This is a genomic window from Pseudomonas sp. HS6 (genome assembly GCF_023375815.1).
Classification (GTDB): domain Bacteria; phylum Pseudomonadota; class Gammaproteobacteria; order Pseudomonadales; family Pseudomonadaceae; genus Aquipseudomonas.
This window is the reverse complement of sequence record NZ_CP067412.1, coordinates 6,177,463-6,196,631: the sequence shown is the minus strand read 5'-3', so window position 1 is coordinate 6,196,631 and position 19,169 is coordinate 6,177,463. Positions and strand designations below refer to the sequence as shown.

Here is a 19,169-nt window from a genome sequence, read left to right as displayed (position 1 = left end):
TATATGAATAGATCTTCCGCGTTGCTCCTTGCTTTTGTCTTCCTCAGCGGCTGCCAGGCCTTGGCCCCCGTTTCGCACGATGGCACCTCATCGGTCGAAGACACCACGCCAGCCCCTGAAAAGCCCAAGGTTTACAGCTCGTTCAGCCAGGAAACGGTGTTCAGCCTGCTGAGCGCCGAACTTGCCGGCCAGCGCAATCGTTTCGACATTGCCCTGGACAACTACGTGACCCAGGCCATCAACACCCAGGATCCGGGTGTTTCCGAGCGGGCGTTCCGTATCGCCGAGTACCTGGGCGCGGATCAACCGGCGTTGGATACGGCATTGATCTGGGCGAAAAACGCCCCGGAAGACCTAGAAGCGCAACGCGCCGCCGCCGTGCAACTGGCACGCGCCGGGCGTTATGACGACTCGATGGTCTACATGGAGAAAGTCCTGCAGGGCAAGGGTGACACCCATTTCGACTTCCTCGCGCTGTCGGCCGCCGACACCGATCAGGAAACCCGCAACGGTCTGATGAAAAGTTTCGACCGCCTGCTGCAGCGTCATCCGCACAACAATCAGCTGATTTTCGGCAAGGCCCTGCTGATGCAGCAGGACGGCGACACCAAAGGTGCGCTGACCCTGCTGGAAGACAATCCGCCGGACGACGGTGAAATCGCCCCGATCCTGCTGCGCGCCCGCCTGTTGCAAGGGCTGAACCGTGGCGACGAGGCCCTGCCGCTACTGCAGAAAAACATCAAGAAGTACCCGGACGACAAGCGCCTGCGCCTGACTTACGCACGGATGCTGGTGGAACAGGACCGGATGGACGACGCCAAGGTCGAGTTCTCCACCCTGGTTCAGCAATACCCGGAAGACGACGAACTGCGTTACTCGCTGGCGTTGGTGTGCCTGGAAGGCAAGGCCTGGGACGAGGCCAAGGGTTACCTGGAAGACCTGATCGCCCGGGAAAGCCATGTCGATTCCGCGCACCTGAACCTGGGCCGCATCGCCGAAGAACGCAACGACCCGCAAGGCGCGCTGATCGAGTACGCCCAGGTCGGCCCCGGCAATGACTATCTGCCGGCGCAACTGCGTCAGGCCGATATTCTGATGAACAACGGCAAGACCGCCGAAGCCCAGAGCAAACTGGCCGCCGAACGTGATGCGCAGCCGGATTACGCGATCCAGTTGTACCTGATCGAGGCCGAGACTCTGTCCGCCAATAATCAGGGCGACAAGGCCTGGAAAACCCTGCAACAGGCGTTGCTGCAATACCCGGATGACCTGAATCTGCTCTACACCCGGGCGATGCAGGCAGAAAAACGCAATGACCTGGCGCAGATGGAAAAAGACCTGCGCCTGATCATCAAGCGCGACCCGGACAATGCCATGGCCCTCAACGCCCTCGGCTACACCTTGTCCGACCGCACTACTCGCTACGCCGAAGCCAAGGCGCTGATCGAGCAGGCGCACCAGATCAACCCGGAAGACCCGGCGGTACTCGACAGCCTCGGCTGGGTGAATTTCCGCATGGGCAACCTGGATGACGCCGAGAAATACCTGCGCCAGGCCCTCGAGCGCTTCCCGGATCACGAAGTCGCCGCTCACTTGGGCGAAGTCTTGTGGATAAAGGGTAACCAGCGCGAGGCAAAACAAATCTGGGGCAAGTTCCTCAAGGATCAGCCCGACAGCACCATTCTGCGCAGCACCATCAAGCGCCTGACCGGATCCGAGACTCTTTAACTCATGCTTTTGCGCCACGTCATTGTTTTCAGCTTCATCGCCCTGCTCGCCGGTTGCGCGGGCTTCGGCGCCCGCGAATCGGTCGAGGGCCACGGCAGCCCGGCACAATGGGCCGCTAACAAACAGCAACTGACCGGCCTCGACGGCTGGCAGATCGACGGCAAGATCGGCATCCGCGCTCCGAAAGACTCGGGCAGCGGCACGCTGTTCTGGCTGCAACGCCAGGATTACTACGACATCCGCCTGTCCGGCCCATTGGGTCGCGGCGCGGCGCGACTGACTGGTCGCCCCGGCAAAGTCTCACTGGAAGTCGCCAACCAGGGTCGCTATGACGCGCAGTCTCCGGAAGTCCTGCTGGAAGAACAGCTGGGCTGGAAATTGCCGGTATCGAACCTGGCCTGGTGGGTTCGCGGCTTGCCGGCTCCGGCCAGCAAAAGCCGGCTGACCCTCGATGGCGACAGTCGCCTGGCCAATCTGGAACAGGACGGCTGGCAGGTGGAATACCTCGGTTATGCCGAACAGAACGGTTACTGGCTGCCCGAGCGAATCAAACTGCACGGCACCGATCTGGACGTGACACTGGTCATCAAGACCTGGCAACCGCGCAAACTGGGGCAATAAGCATGACCGCTCCACGCCTGACGCTGCCTTCGCCCGCCAAACTCAATCTGATGCTGCACATTCTCGGTCGTCGCGAAGACGGCTATCACGAGTTGCAGACGATTTTTCAGTTCCTCGACTACGGCGACGAAATCACTTTCGCCGTGCGCGACGATGGCGTGATTCGTCTGCACACCGAATTCGGCGGCGTGCCCCACGACAGCAACCTGATCGTGCGCGCGGCGAAAAAACTTCAGGAGCAATCCGGCTGCTCGCTCGGCATCGACATCTGGATCGACAAGATCCTGCCGATGGGCGGCGGCATCGGCGGCGGCAGCTCGAATGCGGCGACCACCCTGCTCGGCCTCAATCATCTTTGGCAGTTGGGCTGGGATGAAGATCGACTGGCAGCACTGGGCTTGAGCCTGGGCGCCGACGTCCCGGTCTTCGTGCGTGGACACGCGGCTTTCGCAGAAGGTGTCGGCGAAAAACTGACCCCTGTCGACCCCGCCGAACCGTGGTATGTCGTGCTCGTTCCGCAAGTCTCTGTTAGTACGGCAGAAATTTTTTCAGATCCATTGTTGACACGTAACACGCCGCCCATTAAAGTGCGCCCCGTTCCCGAGGGAAACAGTCGAAATGACTGCTTGCCGGTGGTATCGAGGCGTTATCCAGAAGTACATAACGCATTGAATTTGTTAGGTAATTTTACCGAAGCAAAACTCACCGGAACTGGAAGTTGTGTGTTTGGGGGCTTCCCAAGCAAAGCTGAAGCTGATAAAGTCTCGGCCCTTCTGACAGAGACCCTTACAGGGTTTGTAGCGAAAGGAAGCAACGTTTCGATGTTGCATCGCAAGCTACAAAGTCTGCTCTAAAGGAACCAAGTGCCCGGCACTTGCAAGCAACAGCTACAGGGGCGTCGCCAAGCGGTAAGGCAGCAGGTTTTGATCCTGCCATGCGTTGGTTCGAATCCAGCCGCCCCTGCCATTTTCTATACTCATCCAGGTTACCCTCAGCCTCTAGGTACTGCGCGTGTCCAAGATGATGGTCTTTACGGGGAACGCTAACCCCGATCTGGCTCGGCGTGTCGTACGTCAGCTGCATATCCCTCTCGGTGACATCTCTGTCGGTAAATTTTCCGACGGCGAAATTACAGCCGAGATCAATGAAAACGTTCGCGGTAAAGACGTTTTCATTATTCAGCCGACTTGCGCTCCGACCAACGATAACCTGATGGAACTGGTAGTGATGGCTGATGCCTTCCGCCGCTCCTCGGCTACTCGTATCACTGCTGTTATTCCTTATTTTGGTTATGCCCGTCAGGATCGCCGTCCGCGTTCCGCACGTGTGGCTATCAGCGCGAAAGTCGTCGCTGACATGCTTACCGTAGTCGGCATCGACCGTGTTCTCACGGTTGATCTGCATGCTGACCAGATTCAGGGTTTCTTCGATATTCCGGTAGATAACATCTACGGCTCCCCGGTTCTGGTGGATGACATCGAAGATCAGCGCTTCGAGAACCTGATGATCGTGTCTCCGGACATTGGTGGCGTCGTGCGTGCACGTGCCGTTGCCAAGTCTCTGGGCGTGGATCTCGGGATCATCGACAAACGCCGTGAGAAAGCCAATCACTCTGAAGTGATGCATATCATCGGTGATGTCGAAGGGCGTACCTGCATTCTGGTCGATGACATGGTCGATACCGCAGGCACTCTGTGCCACGCGGCCAAGGCCCTGAAAGAGCATGGCGCAGCCAAGGTCTTTGCCTACTGCACACACCCTGTGCTGTCGGGTCGGGCCATCGAGAATATCGAAAATTCCGTGCTGGACGAGCTGGTGGTCACTAACACCATCCCGCTGTCCGCTGCAGCACAAGCCTGTGCACGTATCCGTCAACTGGATATCGCACCGGTTGTTGCCGAAGCGGTTCGCCGCATCAGCAATGAAGAATCGATCAGCGCGATGTTCCGTTAAGGGCCCTGCCCTTCTCGAAATGTCTCGTTGACGAAAAGCGCCCCGCCCCGGCATTCCTGCCGGGGCGGGGCTTTTTTGCCCATACCGTGTTCGGCGCTGGTCGCAAACGCCACTCGGTCATGGCTATTTTGGAGATACAAAATGAACGATTTTACTCTGAATGCTGAAGCGCGTTCCGACCTGGGGAAAGGTGCGAGCCGCCGCCTGCGTCGTCTCGCCGCCCTGGTTCCAGCTGTTGTTTACGGTGGCGACAAAGCCCCTGAATCCATCAGCATGCTGGCCAAAGAAGTTGCCAAACTGCTCGAAAACGAAGCTGCCTACAGCCACGTTATCGAACTGAACGTTGGTGGCACCAAGCAAAACGTGATCATCAAAGCTCTGCAACGTCACCCGGCCAAAGGCCACGTGATGCACGCTGACTTCGTACGCGTTGTAGCTGGCCAGAAACTGACCGCTATCGTTCCTGTGCACTTCATCAACGAAGCTGCTCCAGTGAAGAAAGGCGGCGAAATCTCGCACGTTGTTGCCGAGATCGAAGTTTCCTGCCTGCCGAAAGATCTGCCTGAGTTCATCGAAGTCGACCTGGCTGACGCTGAAATCGGTTCGATCATTCACCTGTCGAACATCAAAGCCCCTAAAGGCGTTGAGTTCGTTGCTCTGGCACACGGTGATGACAAGGCTGTTGCCAACGTCCACGCTCCACGTGTTGCTCCAGAAGCTACCGAAGGCGCAGCAGAGTAATTCACTCTGTGAAGCCGGAGTGAGCAGGTAACATCGCGGACTGGAACGTAGCGAGAAAGCGGGCGAGAACGCGGAGTTTACATCCATGGTAAATGAGCATTTTTCGTCCACTTTCGCCGCACTTCCTGATTGCGGCTATGTTATCCACCACTCCAAGGAAGGGCCCCTATCGTGACTGCCATCAAACTGATCGTTGGCCTGGGAAATCCAGGCGCTGAATACGAACAGACCCGGCATAACGCAGGGGCCCTTTTTGTTGAGCGCATCGCCCACGCACAGAATGTGAATCTCGTGGCCGATCGCAAGTATTTCGGCCTGACCGGGCGCTTTTCGCATCAGGGTCAGGATGTTCGTCTGCTGATTCCCACCACCTACATGAACCGCAGCGGCCAGGCCGTGGCGGCACTCGCCGGTTTCTTCCGCATCAAGCCTGAAGAAATCCTGGTGGCGCACGACGAACTCGATCTGCCTCCGGGCGTCGCCAAACTCAAAGTTGGCGGCGGCCATGGCGGTCACAACGGATTGCGCGACATCATTGCGCAATTGGGCAATCAGAATACGTTCCACCGCCTGCGGCTTGGCATCGGCCACCCGGGCGTCGCCAGTATGGTTTCAAATTTCGTCCTGGGTCGTGCGCCACGCGCCGAACAGGAAAAACTCGATGCCAGCATCGACTTTGCCCTCGGCGTGCTGCCGGATATCCTCGCCGGTGAATGGAACCGTGCGATGAAAAACCTGCACAGCCAGAAGGCCTGACTCTACTCCTCGGGGATAACACCATGGGATTCAATTGCGGCATCGTCGGCCTGCCTAACGTCGGCAAGTCCACCCTGTTCAACGCCCTGACCAAATCCGGGATCGCGGCCGAGAACTTCCCCTTCTGCACTATCGAGCCGAACAGTGGCATCGTGCCGATGCCGGATCCGCGTCTGGACGCCCTGGCGGCCATCGTCAATCCGAAGCGCATCCTGCCGACCACCATGGAATTCGTCGACATCGCAGGCCTCGTTGCCGGCGCCTCGAAAGGTGAAGGTCTGGGCAACAAATTCCTGGCCAACATCCGCGAAACCGACGCGATCGCTCACGTCGTGCGCTGCTTCGAAGACGAAAACGTGATCCACGTTTCCAACAGCGTCGACCCGAAGCGCGACATCGAAATCATCGACCTGGAACTGATCTTCGCCGACCTCGACAGCTGCGAGAAGCAACTGCAGAAAGTCGCGCGTAACGCCAAGGGTGGTGACAAGGACGCCGTCGTTCAGAAAGGCCTGCTGGAGCAACTGATCGCTCACTTCACCGAAGGCAAGCCAGCGCGCAGCCTGATGAAGAACATGAGCACCGACGAAAAAGCGGTGATCAAGGGCTTCCACCTGCTGACCACCAAACCGGTCATGTACATCGCCAACGTCGCTGAAGACGGTTTCGAGAACAACCCGCACCTGGACGTGGTCAAGGCCATCGCCGAAGAAGAAGGCGCCATGGTTGTTCCGGTCTGCAACAAGATCGAAGCGGAAATCGCCGAGCTGGATGACGGCGAAGAAAAAGACATGTTCCTCGAGGCCCTGGGCCTGGAAGAGCCTGGCCTGAACCGCGTGATCCGCGCCGGCTACGAAATGCTGCACCTGCAGACCTACTTCACCGCCGGTGTCGAAGAAGTCCGCGCCTGGACCGTCCGCGTCGGTGCCACCGCACCACAAGCCGCTGGCGTGATCCACACCGACTTCGAGAAAGGCTTCATCCGCGCCGAAGTGATCGCCTACAACGACTTCATCCAGTACAAGGGCGAAGCAGGCACCAAGGAAGCCGGTAAATGGCGTCTGGAAGGCAAGGATTACATCGTCAAAGACGGCGACGTGATGCACTTCCGCTTCAACGTGTAAAAGCTGCACCCAAGAAAAAGCCGCGTTTGATACGCGGCTTTTTTGTGCCTGAAATTCAGTCCGTCAGGTCTTTTTGGTTCTTGGCAGGAAGATCGCCAGCACACCAAACAACGGCAGGAACGAGCACAGGAAATACACGTACTCGATGCCATGCACGTCTGCCAGATGCCCGAGCAACGCCGCACCAATCCCGCCAAATCCGAACATCAGACCGAAGAACACCCCGGCAATCATCCCGACATTGCCCGGCACCAGTTCCTGCGCGTACACCACAATCGCCGAGAACGCCGAAGCGAGGATGAAGCCGATCACCACGCTCAGGACAGTGGTCCAGAACAGGTCGACATGCGGCATGAGCAGCGTGAATGGCGCAACGCCGAGGATCGAGAACCAGATCACCGCCTTACGCCCGATCTTGTCGCCGATCGGCCCGCCAAAGAACGTGCCCGCCGCCACCGCGCCGAGGAACAGGAACAAGTGCAGCTGGGAACTGGCGACCGACAGATCGAACTTCTCGATCAGGTAGAAGGTGAAGTAACTGGTCAGGCTGGCCATGTAGAAATACTTGGAGAACACCAGTAACCCGAGCACGATCAACGCGCTGGTCACCCTGCCCTTCGAAAGTCCGTGAGTGGCGGCTTGGCCCGCCTTGAGCTTGAACAAGTTCAGGTGATGGGCGTACCAGCGGCTGATGCGGTACAGCACGAACAGCGCAAACACCGCGAACAGCCCAAACCAGGCCACGTTGCCCTGCCCGAACGGAATGATGATGGCCGCCGCCAGCAAAGGGCCGAATGCCGAGCCGGCGTTGCCACCGACCTGGAAGGTCGATTGCGCCAGACCGAAACGCCCGCCCGACGCCAGCCGCGCGATACGAGAAGCTTCAGGGTGGAAGGTCGAGGAGCCGATGCCAATCAGGGCTGCCGCCAGCAGAATCAGCGGGAAACTGCCGACCATCGACATCATCACAATACCGATCAGCGTGCACACGGAGCCGGCCGGCAACAGCCACGGTTTCGGGTGCCGGTCAGTGTGGTAACCGACCCACGGCTGCAACAGCGAAGCGGTCAATTGGAACGTCAGGGTGATCAGGCCGACCTGGGTGAAGCTCAAGCCGTAGTTGGCCTTGAGCATCGGATAGATCGACGGTAGCACCGACTGGATGAGGTCGTTGATCAAATGCGCCAGCGCCACCGCGCCGATGATGCGCATCACCAGGGGACTGCTTTGGGGAGGAGCGGACGCCGACGCAGCGGCGGTCTGAACGTTGCTGATAGCCATGGGAGTTTCCGTACAGCAGATGGGTGCACACAGGCAGGTGCGCCAATGTGCCATTTTTCGGTGCGCCAGCGCCATCCCCTTAGCCAGCTAACGAACTATTCATTCATCGCCGCGCAAGTGATAGCGCAAAGCCATGGTCTGATTCTTGCCTTGCTTCTCCGCTTGAACGCGGCCCCCTTACAAAGGGGATCGAGAATGGGAAGTTTTGCTACAGAGTCTGCCTACAGAGCGGACGAGAGTGGACTTTCGAAGCCTTTTAGCAGGGCACTGATCGCGCTCGCAACGAACGCGGTGCACGCCAATGGTGCGTGGTGTCCAGAGGAGTCATGGGGCATGCAGGCTTTCTTATCACCGGGGATCAAATTGCTGGGGCGGTTTGGCTTCGCGCGTAAATTCCAGTTGTTGTTTCTGCTGTTCATTCTGCCGCTGGCCGGTAGCCTGTTGATGATCGGCCAGGATTATCGCGACAAGCTCAACCTGATTTCCGGCGAACGTGCCGGTGTGCGTCAGTTGCTCGCCCTCGATGCGCTCGACAACCTGCTTGCCGCTCAACGCGACCGCGCTGCCCGCTGGCGTGCCACGGAAACCAACCGCCAACCGACGCCCGCAACCCTCGCTGCAATGGCTGCATTCGATGGTGTGCAGCCTGCCGTTGCTCAGGCGACGTTGGAGCTGGGCAATGCCTTGCAAGCCGAAGGCGCGGAAGGTGAAACCCTGGCCCGCTATCAGGCCCTGCAAGCCGCGCTCAATGGTCTGGACTCGAAAAGCCTCTCTGGTGTCGGCTGGTGGCCGGACGGTTACGATCGTTTCACCAACGCCCTCAGTGCCCTGCAAGCATTGCGCGAACAAATCGCGATGGACAATCGCCTGATCCTCGCACCGTGGCTGGAAACCTATCTGCTGACACAGATTTCCACTCAACATGCACCGGACCTGATCGAACGGGTCGGCCGACTGGCAGCCGTTGGCCAGGCGTCTGTGGTATCCGGTCAGTTCACCCTGCAAAGCCGCTTGCAACTGCGTGATCTGCGCAGCCGCATTGGCGATGCCCGCGAGCAGCTCGTAAAAACCGCAGGCCTGCTCGAAGCACGTCTGCCGAGCGCCCTGCAAGGTTGGGCCGGGCAGTATCACGACAGCCTCAAGCAGCTGGATGCCGGGTTGAAAGTACTGGATGACGGCGTGTTCGGCGGCAGCATCAATCTCAAACCGGAAGATTTCGAGCGCAGCCTGGACGCCCTGCTCGCCAACCTCGCCACGCTGCGCCAGCAATCGCTGGTGTCGCTGGATCAACGCCTGGATGACTACCACGGATCGGCGATTCGCCAGTTCATCGTTGTGGCGACGGTCTTCGGTTGTCTGTTGCTGGCAGCGCTGTATCTGTTCGTCTGCCTGCAAGCCTCGATCCGTCGTAGCGCCAGCGGCATTACGGTGCTCGCCGAAGCCTTGCGCGACGGCAATCTGAGCCTGCAAGTGCCTGTCGTGGGCCGGGATGAACTGGCGTCGATCAGCACCGCGCTCAACGTGGCCGTCGTGCAACTGCGCACCAGTCTGTTGGGTGTCGATCACGAGACTTCGCAACTGAGCAACGCAGTGCGCAGCCTTAACGATCACTCCAGCGACGCTCTCAGCGAAGTAGAAGCGCAACAATTGCAGATCAGCCAGATCGCCGCAGCGGCCACGCAATTGGCAGCGACCTCCCAGGGCGTCGCGCAGAGTTGCGAACAGGCTTCGGGCAGCGCCCAGCACACCCGCCGCATCGCCGCCGACAGCAGCCGCGACAGCCAGCGCACCACGGCGAGCATTAAACAACTCAATCAGCGCCTGAATGAGACTGCCGCCGCGCTGGGCCGAGTCAGCGAGCAAGGGCAGCAAATTCAACTGGTGGTCGATACCATTCGCGGCGTCGCCGAGCAGACCAACCTGCTGGCGCTCAACGCCGCCATCGAGGCAGCTCGTGCCGGGGAACAAGGTCGTGGTTTTGCCGTGGTGGCCGACGAGGTGCGCAGCCTCTCGCAACGTACTCAATCGTCCACCGCGCAGATCGCCGGAACGGTCGACAGCTTGCGTGCGACGGTGAATGAAGCGGTGAGCCTGATGGAAGCAGCGTGCGGCCAGGCGCAAACGGATGCCGAAGCCGTCACCGGGTTGGGCGAACGCCTGGGGGAAATCGCCAGCGCCGTGCAGAGCGTCACAGACACCCTCGCGCAAATCGCCACGGCGGTCGAGGAACAGGCAAGCACGGCCGATGAGGTCAGCGGCAATATCCAACAGGTCGATCAGGCCGCGGTGAGACTGCTCGAAGGCGCACGGGCAGTGAACCTCGCGGCGGACACCTTGAGCCAGGGCAGCCATGCCTTGAGTGCGAATACCGGGAGATTTCAGCTGCGATGAAAGCCCTCCCCGCCCCGTTTTTCGGCGCGGGAAGATAAGCGGTTGAAAATAAGAAGAAATATTTTAAATTTACGCTTGACGCTTTTCCATTTCAGGGGAATAATGCGCGCCACTTGGCTACATAGCTCAGTTGGTTAGAGCATAGCATTCATAATGCTGGGGTCCGGGGTTCAAGTCCCTGTGTAGCCACCAAGTACTAAAAACGGCTTACCGAAAGGTAGGCCGTTTTTTTATGCCTCGAGAAAAGTGCCGACCGAGAACAGCCGGCACTGTTGCTCAGACGGCCAGCGCCGCCAGCCCTTTCGCCCAGATCTGCCGGGTACGCAAACCCACCATCTCTCGCCAGTCCGGGTCGGCGGGATAGAACTGCTCCAGCAGATTCAATTTGATCTCGCGCCCCGTCGCATCCAGCGGATCACCGTGCAGATGCACCCAGTGATCGTCGCGCAAGTAGCGATGCACGTCCGGCCCCGGATAAGTCCCGCACTCGATCACGAACGGCATCAGTTGCACATTCGGCAGCGCGTTGAGCAATGCCTGCGAGGTGTAACCGGTAGCAGTCGCCGCGACACCGGTTTCGCTCACAGTCTCGGCACCGGTGTGCAGCGTGTAGAGCCACGGGCCGTAGATCGATTGCGCCTGGGCCAGTGCCGGATAAGGTGCCCGAGTGATCGTCAGCAGCATCGGATGACCGTACTCGCCGGCGCCGGTGTGCAGGTCGAAACACATCACGGCTTCAGCACCGGCCAGGTGGGTCTCGATGATCTGATGCAGCGTGCGATTCGACCAGCTCGGCGCCAGGCCTCCGAAAAACAGCCCATCGGGATGACTGTGCTGGCCGCCCTCGACAATCGACATCACCGCCGGCCAGCCGTGCTCGGCGATTTGCGCATCAAGCAAGGCATCGGCGCGCTGCCGCTCGGGGCCATTCAAATCGGTGCACGCGTAGATCTCATGCAGCGCGGCGTAAGCCTGGTTGTCCGGAAGCGGTTGATTGAAGTCCAGATGATTGCGATTGAGGTCGATATTGTCTTCGTTGACCCGCCGTAGCCATGCGGTGCCCCACGGGTTGATCAGATGAATCATCACCACCGCGACATCCTTCGGCAGCGAGCCCGGCGTGAAATGCTTCAGCCAGTCGATCTGGCACTCCGAACCGTAATAGCCCTCCACTCCGTGGGTGCCGCTGAGCGCCACCAGACGCCGTTTGGCTTGCGGATCTCCCAACACCGCCACATCGGTGCTCAATGGCTCGCCAAACGGCCCGCAGCGCGGATGTGCGTATGAGGTGAGCGTCGCACCGGCCGCGGTGGCGGCGGCAAGAAATTGTTCGCGCTGATGGCGGTAGCTGGACTGGGTCGGAAACTCGCTGTGCATGCTGGCCTCTTGTTGATTGTTCTGGCTTCACGTTTGCCCCTGACCCTACAGAAAATTCGCCAAGGCATGAAGGACAAACATACCGACGGTTTGCGTCCTGCACGGTCGGCCGATACAGTCCGTCAGACTTTTATCCCACGGACGGAGAGCCCCGCGTGTTTCCAGCCCTGCCCCTGAAGCGCTTTCGCCTGCCGGCGTTGACCCTGATCGTCAGCGCCATCTCCCTCACTGCGTGCAATGCACCGCCCTCCTCGACCTTGCCGCTGGCACCGGAGGCCGCCTCCGGTTACCGCACCGACCTGCAAGCCAGCCACGCCGACAAACACATGGCCGCCGCTGCCAATCCGCTGGCCGCCGAGGCCGGTCGCGAGATGCTGCGTCAAGGTGGTTCGGCCATCGACGCTGCCATTGCGATGCAAGCCGTGTTGACGCTGGTCGAACCGCAATCCTCCGGGATCGGCGGTGGCGCGATGATTGTGTTGTGGGACGGCAAACAGGTGCGCACCTATGACGGTCGCGAAACCGCACCGGCCGGCGCTACCGAAAAGCTATTCCTGCAGGCCGACGGCAAACCGATGCCGTTTCCACAGGCGCAGATCGGCGGACGCTCCGTCGGCACGCCCGGCGTATTGCGCGCATTGGAGATGGCGCACAAACAACACGGTCGTCTGCCGTGGGCGACGTTGTTTGCACCGGCAATCAAACTGGCTGAACAGGGCTTTGCGATCTCCCCGCGCCTGCATTCGCTATTGGAATCCGACCCGGTGGTACGCCGCTCGCCGGACATGGCCAGTTACTTCCTCAACAGCGACGGCAGTGTCAAAGCCGTCGGCACGCGACTGCAAAACCCTGCCCTGGCCGCTGTGCTCAAACGCATCGCCAACGAAGGTGCGAACGCGCTGTACAAAGGCCCGATCGCCGAAGAGATCGTGGCCAAGGTCCAGGGCCACGCCAACCCCGGCAGCCTGTCGCTGAACGACCTTCAGCACTATCAGGCCAAGGAACGCGCACCACTGTGCACCGACTACAAGCGCTGGCAGGTTTGCGGGATGCCGCCGCCATCGTCCGGCGGGATTGCGGTGGCGCAGATTCTCGGCACCTTGCAGGCGCTGGAAACCCGCGACCCGCGTCTTTCCCTAACGCCGCTCAAACCTGTGAAAACCGATAAACCGGCCGGCCTCGAACCTGCGCCGCAAGCCGTGCATCTGATCGCCGAAGCCGAACGGCTGGCCTACGCCGACCGCGCACAATACGTGGCCGATACCGACTTCGTACCGGTGCCGGTCAAAGGCCTGGTCGATCCGGGTTATCTGGCCAGCCGCGCGAGCCTGATCGGCGAACGCAGCATGGGCACCGCCAAGCCCGGCACCCCGCCGGGCGTGCAGGTGGCCTATGCACCGGACCGCTCGCCGCTGCGCATCTCCACCTCGCAAGTCGTGGCGGTGGATGACTTCGGTGGCGCCGTGTCGATGACCACCACCATCGAAGCGGCGTTCGGCTCGCACCTGATGGTTCAGGGCTTTTTGCTCAACAACCAGATGACCGATTTCTCGTTCATCCCCGAAGAAAACGGGCAGAAAGTTGCCAACCGCGTAGAGCCCGGCAAACGTCCGCGCTCATCAATGGCACCGACCCTGATCTTTGATCGCAACAGCGGTGAATTCGTCGCCACCGTTGGCTCTCCGGGCGGCTCGCAGATCATCGAATACGTGGCCAAAACCACCGTCGGCCTGCTCGACTGGAACCTCGACCCGCAAAGCGCCATCAGCCTGCCCAACTTCGGCAGCCGCAACGGCCCGACGGAACTGGAACAGGGCCAGTTCACCCCGGCACTGATCCAGGCACTCAAGGACAAGGGCCACACCGTCAACGAAATCGACATGACCAGCGGCACCCAGGCCATCGTGCGGGTCAAGGATGCGCAGGGGAAAGCAACGCTGGCCGGTGGGGCGGATCCTCGGAGAGAGGGGGAAGCGTTGGGGAATTGAGTTACCGTTGCCAACTGAAAAAGGCTTACCGAGAGGTAAGCCTTTTTTGTATGTCCATGAATCCGATTCGGTTAAATCACATTGCCTTTTCCTACACCGGAAAAATGCTGTCCGGGATAGAGTGCTTGCAGAGTTCTCACAAACAGTACGACGCAATCGACGCTGATACCGTCGAAATGGAGTAACCCATGAACATACGTCCGATTCATACCGAAGAAGACTACCGTGCGGCGCTCAAAGACGTGTCCGCTCTTTTCGAGAATGAGCCAGAGCCCGGCACGCCTGAGGGTGATTACTTCGACATCATGATCACCCTTATAGAAGCCTATGAGGCCAGACACTTCCCACTCGACCTGCCCAACCCGATTGACGCCATAAGGTTTCGGATGGAGCAGTCCGGTCTGTCGGCAGCCGATCTCGCACCTGCAATTGGCCGGACAAACCGCGTTTATGAGGTTCTGAATGGCAAACGCGCGCTGACGCTTCCCATGATCTGGAAACTTCACGAGTTGTTCGGTATTCCGGCAGAGAGTTTGATCAAACCCATGAAATCGGTCTGATAAAAAACAGCCATCCAGGCACCTCAACATGTATTGCCTATCCTGAAGTCCCCGCCCGCCAACTGAAAAAGGCTTACCGAGAGGTAAGCCTTTTTTGTATGTCCATGAATTCGATTCGGCGACAAATGAAACCCTCAGGCTTCGCCCTCCTCTTCCGCCACCCTGACCAGCAGATCGCCGGGCTGACAGTTGAGGTATTCGCAGATGGCATCCAGTGTCGCCAGTCGCAGCCCTTTGACTTTGCCCTGTTTGAGCAGCGACAGGTTGGCCTCGGTAATGCCGATTGCCGCTGCAAGGTCTTTGGATTTGACCTTGCGCAGTGCGAGCATCACATCCAGTTGAATCACGATAGGCATGTCGACCTCATATAAACGTGCGGTTTTCCCGGTCCACTTCGCTGGCTTGCGACAGGATCCGCGCAATCACCGCGATACACGCGGCCAGGAACAATGCGACGAACGAAGCAGCTGTGATGCTCAAGGTGAACAAGCGCTCACCCACCGGCGCATTCTGGGTGACCCACAGGCTGAGCATCGGTTCACAGAGGAAATCCAGCAGCACCCAAATCGCCACGGCTCGCCCGACCTTGCCCAGATGGTCCGCCGTTTCACGGGCGAAATACTCACCCCGCCCATAGCTCTGAAACAGCCGGCGCAAATGGTTCAAGCCTGGCGCCAGCGCCAGCAGGGGAATGCTCGACAGCACGATCCCGCCCAGCTTCTGCCACCACGGAAACGACGCTGCGGTGCCGGCCATTTGCGACAGTTGACGCTCGGTCAGCGCAAACCCCAGCCCTCCTTTTCCGCCAACGGTGGGTAAACCCACAACACAGCATTGAGCAGCAGCATTGCGACGATCAGGATCAACGTCATCGTCGCCATGCGCCGACTGAATTGCACGAGCCCGTGGGTGGTCACGGGAAAGCCTCACAAGAATGAATGTGAGAGCTACCTTAACAATTAAAATTATCGTAAAACAATAATTAATTACTGCAAAACATTAACAATCTGTCAAAAAACGCCCAGGCCCTTCCCGACCACCGGATCACCGATTTTCAGAAAATTCCCACCGGCCACATGGTGCAGCGTGCGCAATTCATCATGCCCTTCAAAATGCCAGCGCCCATCGCTGAAAACCCGCGCGTCAGCCTGCGCCGCGATCACCTCTGCCAGAAATAGATCGTACTGTTCATGATTGCGCGGCTCCGGCAGCAGCCGGCATTCGAGCCAGGCCACGCAGCCGTCCAGCATCGGCGCATCAACCTGCTCGCCCGCGAAGGTCTGCAAGCCATAGGCCTGGAACTTGTCCTGACCTTGATCACGATTGATTTCCAGGCCCGAAGTCGAACCGACGGTTTGCACGATATCGGCCTGATTCACGCAAGGGACGTTGAGAACGAAGGTGCCGGACGCTTCAAGCAGTTGCCGGGTCCAGGTGGACTTGTCCAGCACCACCGCGACTTTCGGCGGTTCGAAATCCAGCGGCATGGCCCAGGCTGCAGCCATGATGTTGCGCTGCCTGTCATGGGCGGCGCTGACCAATACGGTCGGCCCGTGATTGAGCAGGCGGTAGGCTTTGTTCAGGGGAACCGGGCGACGGAAGAATTCGCTCATGGGATCTGCTCCGGGAAAAAGAGCCGATTGTAGCGGGATAAAAACAGCGAAGGGATTGCCTTGGACAATCCCTTCGCCTGGCAGGCATCAGCTGGATAACTGGTTGGCGAACTGGCCGACCGCGTTCACCACTTTCTGCGCGCCGTCCTGGATCTCGACGATCACTGTGCCTGCCTCCGCCGCCAGCGCCAGCCCTTGCTCGGCCTGAAGCTTGCCGTCGGTCATCAGTGCCACGGCGTTGCGTGCCATGTCCTGGTTCTGGCGGACCACGCCGACGATTTCCTCGGTGGCCTGGCTGGTGCGTGAAGCCAGTTGCCGCACTTCGTCGGCCACCACCGCAAAACCACGGCCCTGCTCGCCTGCACGTGCGGCTTCAATGGCGGCGTTGAGTGCCAGCAGGTTGGTCTGTTCGGCAATGCCGCTGATGGTCTTGACGATGGTGCCGATCACCTGCGATTGCTCGTTCAGTGCCTCGATGCCTTCGCCGGCGGTCTGCATGTGCCGCGAGAGATCGCGCATCACGTTGACCGCTTCGGTGACCACACGGGTTCCACGCTGGGCGGTGCTGTCGGTCTGCAAGGACGTGCTGTAGGCAATGTTGGCGGCCTCGGCGACGGCTTGCTCCTGATTGACCTGATCGGTGATCACCGTGGCGAACTTCACCACTTTGTAGAGTTTTTCGTTGGCGTCGAGTACCGGGTTGTAGGACGCCTCCAGCCACACGACACGGCCATGATGGTCGACTCGCTTGAATCGTCCGGCAACGTATTCACCGTTGTTCAATCGACGCCAGAAGTTCTGGTACTCGGCGCTGTTGGCTTCTCCCGGCTCACAGAACATGCGGTGATGTTTGCCCTTGATCTGCGCCAGGCTGTAACCCATCCCCTGAAGGAACCGGTCGTTGGCACTCAGCACGTTACCGTTGAGATCGAACTCGATCACCGCAGTCGAACGCACCAGCGCGCCGATCAGGTTCTCGTGTTCGCGGGAGGCTTCGATGGTGCGGGTCAGGTCGCTGGAGAAAATCGAGAAGTGCCTGATCCGCCCGTCAGACGAACGAATCGGCTGAACGATCGAACGCAACCACGCCTCTTCGCCATTGCCGCGCGACAAACGCACGGCGCCGGCGAAATGCTCGCCCCGCGTCAGTGCAGCCTTGAAGCGGTGATGAAACTCGTCGGACTTCACATGGGCCGGCACGATGTCTTCGATCGCGCGGCCGATCAGGTCATGGCTCTTGTAGAGCATTTCATTGAGGAAGTTCTGGTTGACCGATTGAACCCTTCCGTCGGGCTCAAGGGTCAGCACCAGCATCTCGCTTTCCAGGCTCTCCTTCACTTGCAGAAGGCTGGAGAGTTCTTCACGAAGAGCCGCCAGCTCTTGCTTCAGGCGTTTGTTGAACATGGGAAAGCACCGATGGACTGGATGGAAAGCGGGGTTGCAGCCTAACCATCGGCCTTGGAATTTTTTTCTGAAGAGCTATTGAGACCGGGCAGTCAAAAATAATCTCAATGGGCCATTGGTCTTATCCGCCCTCGCGGAACGGATACAAAACCCGGCGCTCTGGCCCGGCCATATCAGGTATTCTCAGGACAAATTGCAACAATATGTTGCAGGTAACCGCCCGATAAGGAGTCCCGTTTTGGATTTATCGACCGCTGCCTGGATGGTTCACGACACACGACTGATTCTCTGCTGCCTGCTGGCGATTGCGACGATTATCGTGTTGATCAGCGCCACCCGGCTACCACCCTTTCTATCGATCCTGATCGGTACGTTCATTGCTGGCGTCGGTGCGGGTTTACCGCCAGAGGACGTGGCCAAGGCGTTCAGCAAAGGCGCCGGGGCGATTCTCGGTGAGGCGGGGATCATCATCGCGCTGGGCTCGATGCTTGGCGCGCTGATGGCCGAATCCGGTGCCGCCGACCGCATTGCGTCGACTTTGCTCGGGCTGGGCAAAGGCAAGTCCCTGCCGTGGGTCATGGCGCTGGTGGCAATGGTGATTGGCCTGCCGCTGTTCTTCGAAGTGGGGTTGGTGATGATGGTACCGATCATCTTCGTCATGGCCCGCCGCTCCGGTCAGCCGCTGTTGAAAATCGCGATTCCGGCGCTGGCCGGCATGACCACGCTGCATGCCCTGATGCCTCCGCATCCCGGACCGTTGATCGCGGTCAGCGCATTGCATGCCGACCTTGGGCTGACCATGTTGCTGGGCTTCAGCATCGCCATCCCGGCGGTGATCCTGGCCGGACCGGTCTACGGCAACTGGCTGTCGAAACGCATGCACGTCGAAGAGCCAGCGGAACTTGGCGCGCTGTTCAGCGCCCCGCCGAAAGCGCCGCGCCAGCCGAGCTTCGGCATGTCGCTGTTGATCATTCTGTTGCCGGTGTTGCTGATGCTCGGCAGCACGCTGGCGAAAGTCGCGATGAGCCCGGAAAGCAGCGTCGCCCTGACCCTGAAGTTTCTCGGAGAACCCTTGGTGGCGTTGGGCATTGCCGTCATGGCGGCGGTGATCTGCCTCGGCTGGGCCAACGGAATGTCGCGTGAACACGTCGGCGGCACCCTGCGCAAAAGCCTCGCGCCGATTGCCGTGCTGTTGCTGACCATCGGTGCCGGTGGCGGCTTGAAGCAGACCTTGCTGGATGCCGGCGTCAGCCAGACCATCAGTAAAGTCGCCGAAGGCGCGCACATGCCATATCTGCTGCTGGCCTGGCTGATTGCCGTGGCACTGCGTCAGGCCACAGGCTCGGCGACGGTGGCCACCACGACGACGGCGGGGATTCTGGCGCCGATGATGGCGGGCCTCGCCGCGACGCAAAGCTCGTTGGTGGCGCTGGCGATTGGCGCCGGCTCAGTGTTCTTCTGCCACGTGAACGACGCCGGCTTCTGGATGGTTCGCGAGTACTTCGGCCTGCAACTGAAACAGACGATCTGGGTCTGGTCGGTCCTGCAAACCATCGTCTCGGTGGTGGGTCTGGCAGGGACCTTGCTGTGGTGGCACTGGTTGACGTGACGGCCGCGCGAGTCTGCGCTGAG

The 19,169-nt window shown here is 59.7% G+C and carries 16 protein-coding genes, 2 tRNA genes and 1 pseudogene; 13 read left to right on the top strand and 6 right to left on the bottom strand.

The window, feature by feature from the left end; genetic code table 11:
• Nucleotides 1-3 precede the first annotated feature (3 nt).
• From JJN09_RS28005 to ychF, 8 genes are all read left to right on the top strand, one after another.
• Nucleotides 4-1,728 (top strand): tetratricopeptide repeat protein, encoded by a 1,725-nt coding sequence (locus tag JJN09_RS28005; RefSeq protein WP_249484663.1) that lies wholly within the window; start codon nt 4-6, stop codon nt 1,726-1,728.
• Nucleotides 1,729-1,731: 3 nt separating this feature from the next.
• A complete protein-coding gene (lolB, locus tag JJN09_RS28000) occupies nt 1,732-2,349 on the top strand; it encodes a lipoprotein insertase outer membrane protein LolB (RefSeq protein WP_249484662.1) in 618 nt (205 codons plus the stop codon).
• 2 nt (nt 2,350-2,351) lie between these two features.
• Nucleotides 2,352-3,203, top strand: a complete 852-nt coding sequence (ispE, locus tag JJN09_RS27995; protein WP_249484660.1) for a 4-(cytidine 5'-diphospho)-2-C-methyl-D-erythritol kinase — start codon at nt 2,352-2,354, stop codon at nt 3,201-3,203.
• A gap of 37 nt (nt 3,204-3,240) precedes the next feature.
• Nucleotides 3,241-3,315, top strand: a tRNA-Gln gene (locus JJN09_RS27990).
• 45 nt (nt 3,316-3,360) lie between these two features.
• Nucleotides 3,361-4,302, top strand: a complete 942-nt coding sequence (locus JJN09_RS27985; RefSeq protein WP_003171603.1) for a ribose-phosphate pyrophosphokinase — start codon at nt 3,361-3,363, stop codon at nt 4,300-4,302.
• 141 nt (nt 4,303-4,443) lie between these two features.
• Nucleotides 4,444-5,043 (top strand): 50S ribosomal protein L25/general stress protein Ctc, encoded by a 600-nt coding sequence (locus tag JJN09_RS27980; RefSeq protein ID WP_249484658.1) that lies wholly within the window; start codon nt 4,444-4,446, stop codon nt 5,041-5,043.
• Between the two features lie 171 nt (nt 5,044-5,214).
• Nucleotides 5,215-5,799: an aminoacyl-tRNA hydrolase gene (gene pth / locus JJN09_RS27975; RefSeq protein WP_007951726.1), complete on the top strand. Its 585-nt coding sequence runs from the start codon at nt 5,215-5,217 to the stop codon at nt 5,797-5,799.
• 23 nt (nt 5,800-5,822) lie between these two features.
• On the top strand, nt 5,823-6,923 hold the full coding sequence (gene ychF, locus JJN09_RS27970; RefSeq protein WP_150772108.1) for a redox-regulated ATPase YchF: 1,101 nt from the start codon (nt 5,823-5,825) through the stop codon (nt 6,921-6,923).
• 63 nt (nt 6,924-6,986) lie between these two features.
• Here the strand turns inward: ychF and JJN09_RS27965 are convergent, their stop codons facing one another.
• Nucleotides 6,987-8,204: an MFS transporter gene (locus JJN09_RS27965; RefSeq protein ID WP_249484657.1), complete on the bottom strand. Its 1,218-nt coding sequence runs from the start codon at nt 8,202-8,204 to the stop codon at nt 6,987-6,989.
• 333 nt (nt 8,205-8,537) lie between these two features.
• Here JJN09_RS27965 and JJN09_RS27960 point away from each other — a divergent pair, with 333 nt between their 5' ends.
• Entirely contained in the window at nt 8,538-10,595 is a 2,058-nt protein-coding gene (locus JJN09_RS27960) for a methyl-accepting chemotaxis protein (RefSeq protein ID WP_249484653.1), read from the top strand.
• 115 nt (nt 10,596-10,710) lie between these two features.
• Nucleotides 10,711-10,787, top strand: a tRNA-Met gene (locus tag JJN09_RS27955).
• Between the two features lie 84 nt (nt 10,788-10,871).
• Here the strand turns inward: JJN09_RS27955 and JJN09_RS27950 are convergent.
• Nucleotides 10,872-11,972, bottom strand: coding sequence for a DUF2817 domain-containing protein (locus JJN09_RS27950; protein WP_249484651.1), 1,101 nt, complete (start codon nt 11,970-11,972; stop codon nt 10,872-10,874).
• Between the two features lie 155 nt (nt 11,973-12,127).
• On the opposite strand from JJN09_RS27950, the gene ggt reads away from it, so the two are divergent.
• On the top strand, nt 12,128-13,960 hold the full coding sequence (gene ggt / locus JJN09_RS27945) for a gamma-glutamyltransferase (RefSeq protein ID WP_249484649.1): 1,833 nt from the start codon (nt 12,128-12,130) through the stop codon (nt 13,958-13,960).
• Between the two features lie 188 nt (nt 13,961-14,148).
• The gene (locus JJN09_RS27940) at nt 14,149-14,520 is read left to right on the top strand and encodes a type II toxin-antitoxin system HigA family antitoxin (protein ID WP_074692315.1); all 372 of its coding nucleotides are present in this window, start codon (nt 14,149-14,151) and stop codon (nt 14,518-14,520) included.
• A gap of 134 nt (nt 14,521-14,654) precedes the next feature.
• Here JJN09_RS27940 and JJN09_RS27935 read toward each other — a convergent pair whose 3' ends face one another.
• The 4 genes and pseudogenes from JJN09_RS27935 to JJN09_RS29685 all read right to left on the bottom strand — a co-directional run bounded on the left by JJN09_RS27935 (nt 14,655) and on the right by JJN09_RS29685 (nt 17,537).
• Entirely contained in the window at nt 14,655-14,876 is a 222-nt protein-coding gene (locus tag JJN09_RS27935) for a helix-turn-helix transcriptional regulator (protein ID WP_249484647.1), read from the bottom strand.
• 7 nt (nt 14,877-14,883) lie between these two features.
• A pseudogene (locus JJN09_RS27930) lies at nt 14,884-15,437 on the bottom strand (DUF2975 domain-containing protein).
• A 93-nt stretch (nt 15,438-15,530) separates the two neighbouring features.
• Nucleotides 15,531-16,133 (bottom strand): flavin reductase family protein, encoded by a 603-nt coding sequence (locus tag JJN09_RS27925; protein WP_249484645.1) that lies wholly within the window; start codon nt 16,131-16,133, stop codon nt 15,531-15,533.
• An 87-nt stretch (nt 16,134-16,220) separates the two neighbouring features.
• Complete coding sequence (locus JJN09_RS29685) at nt 16,221-17,537, bottom strand: PAS domain-containing methyl-accepting chemotaxis protein (RefSeq protein WP_302851923.1); 1,317 nt, start codon at nt 17,535-17,537, stop codon at nt 16,221-16,223.
• A gap of 238 nt (nt 17,538-17,775) precedes the next feature.
• Between JJN09_RS29685 and JJN09_RS27910 the strand changes: the two genes are divergently transcribed.
• Nucleotides 17,776-19,146, top strand: a complete 1,371-nt coding sequence (locus JJN09_RS27910; protein ID WP_249484643.1) for a gluconate:H+ symporter — start codon at nt 17,776-17,778, stop codon at nt 19,144-19,146.
• Nucleotides 19,147-19,169: the final 23 nt, after the last annotated feature.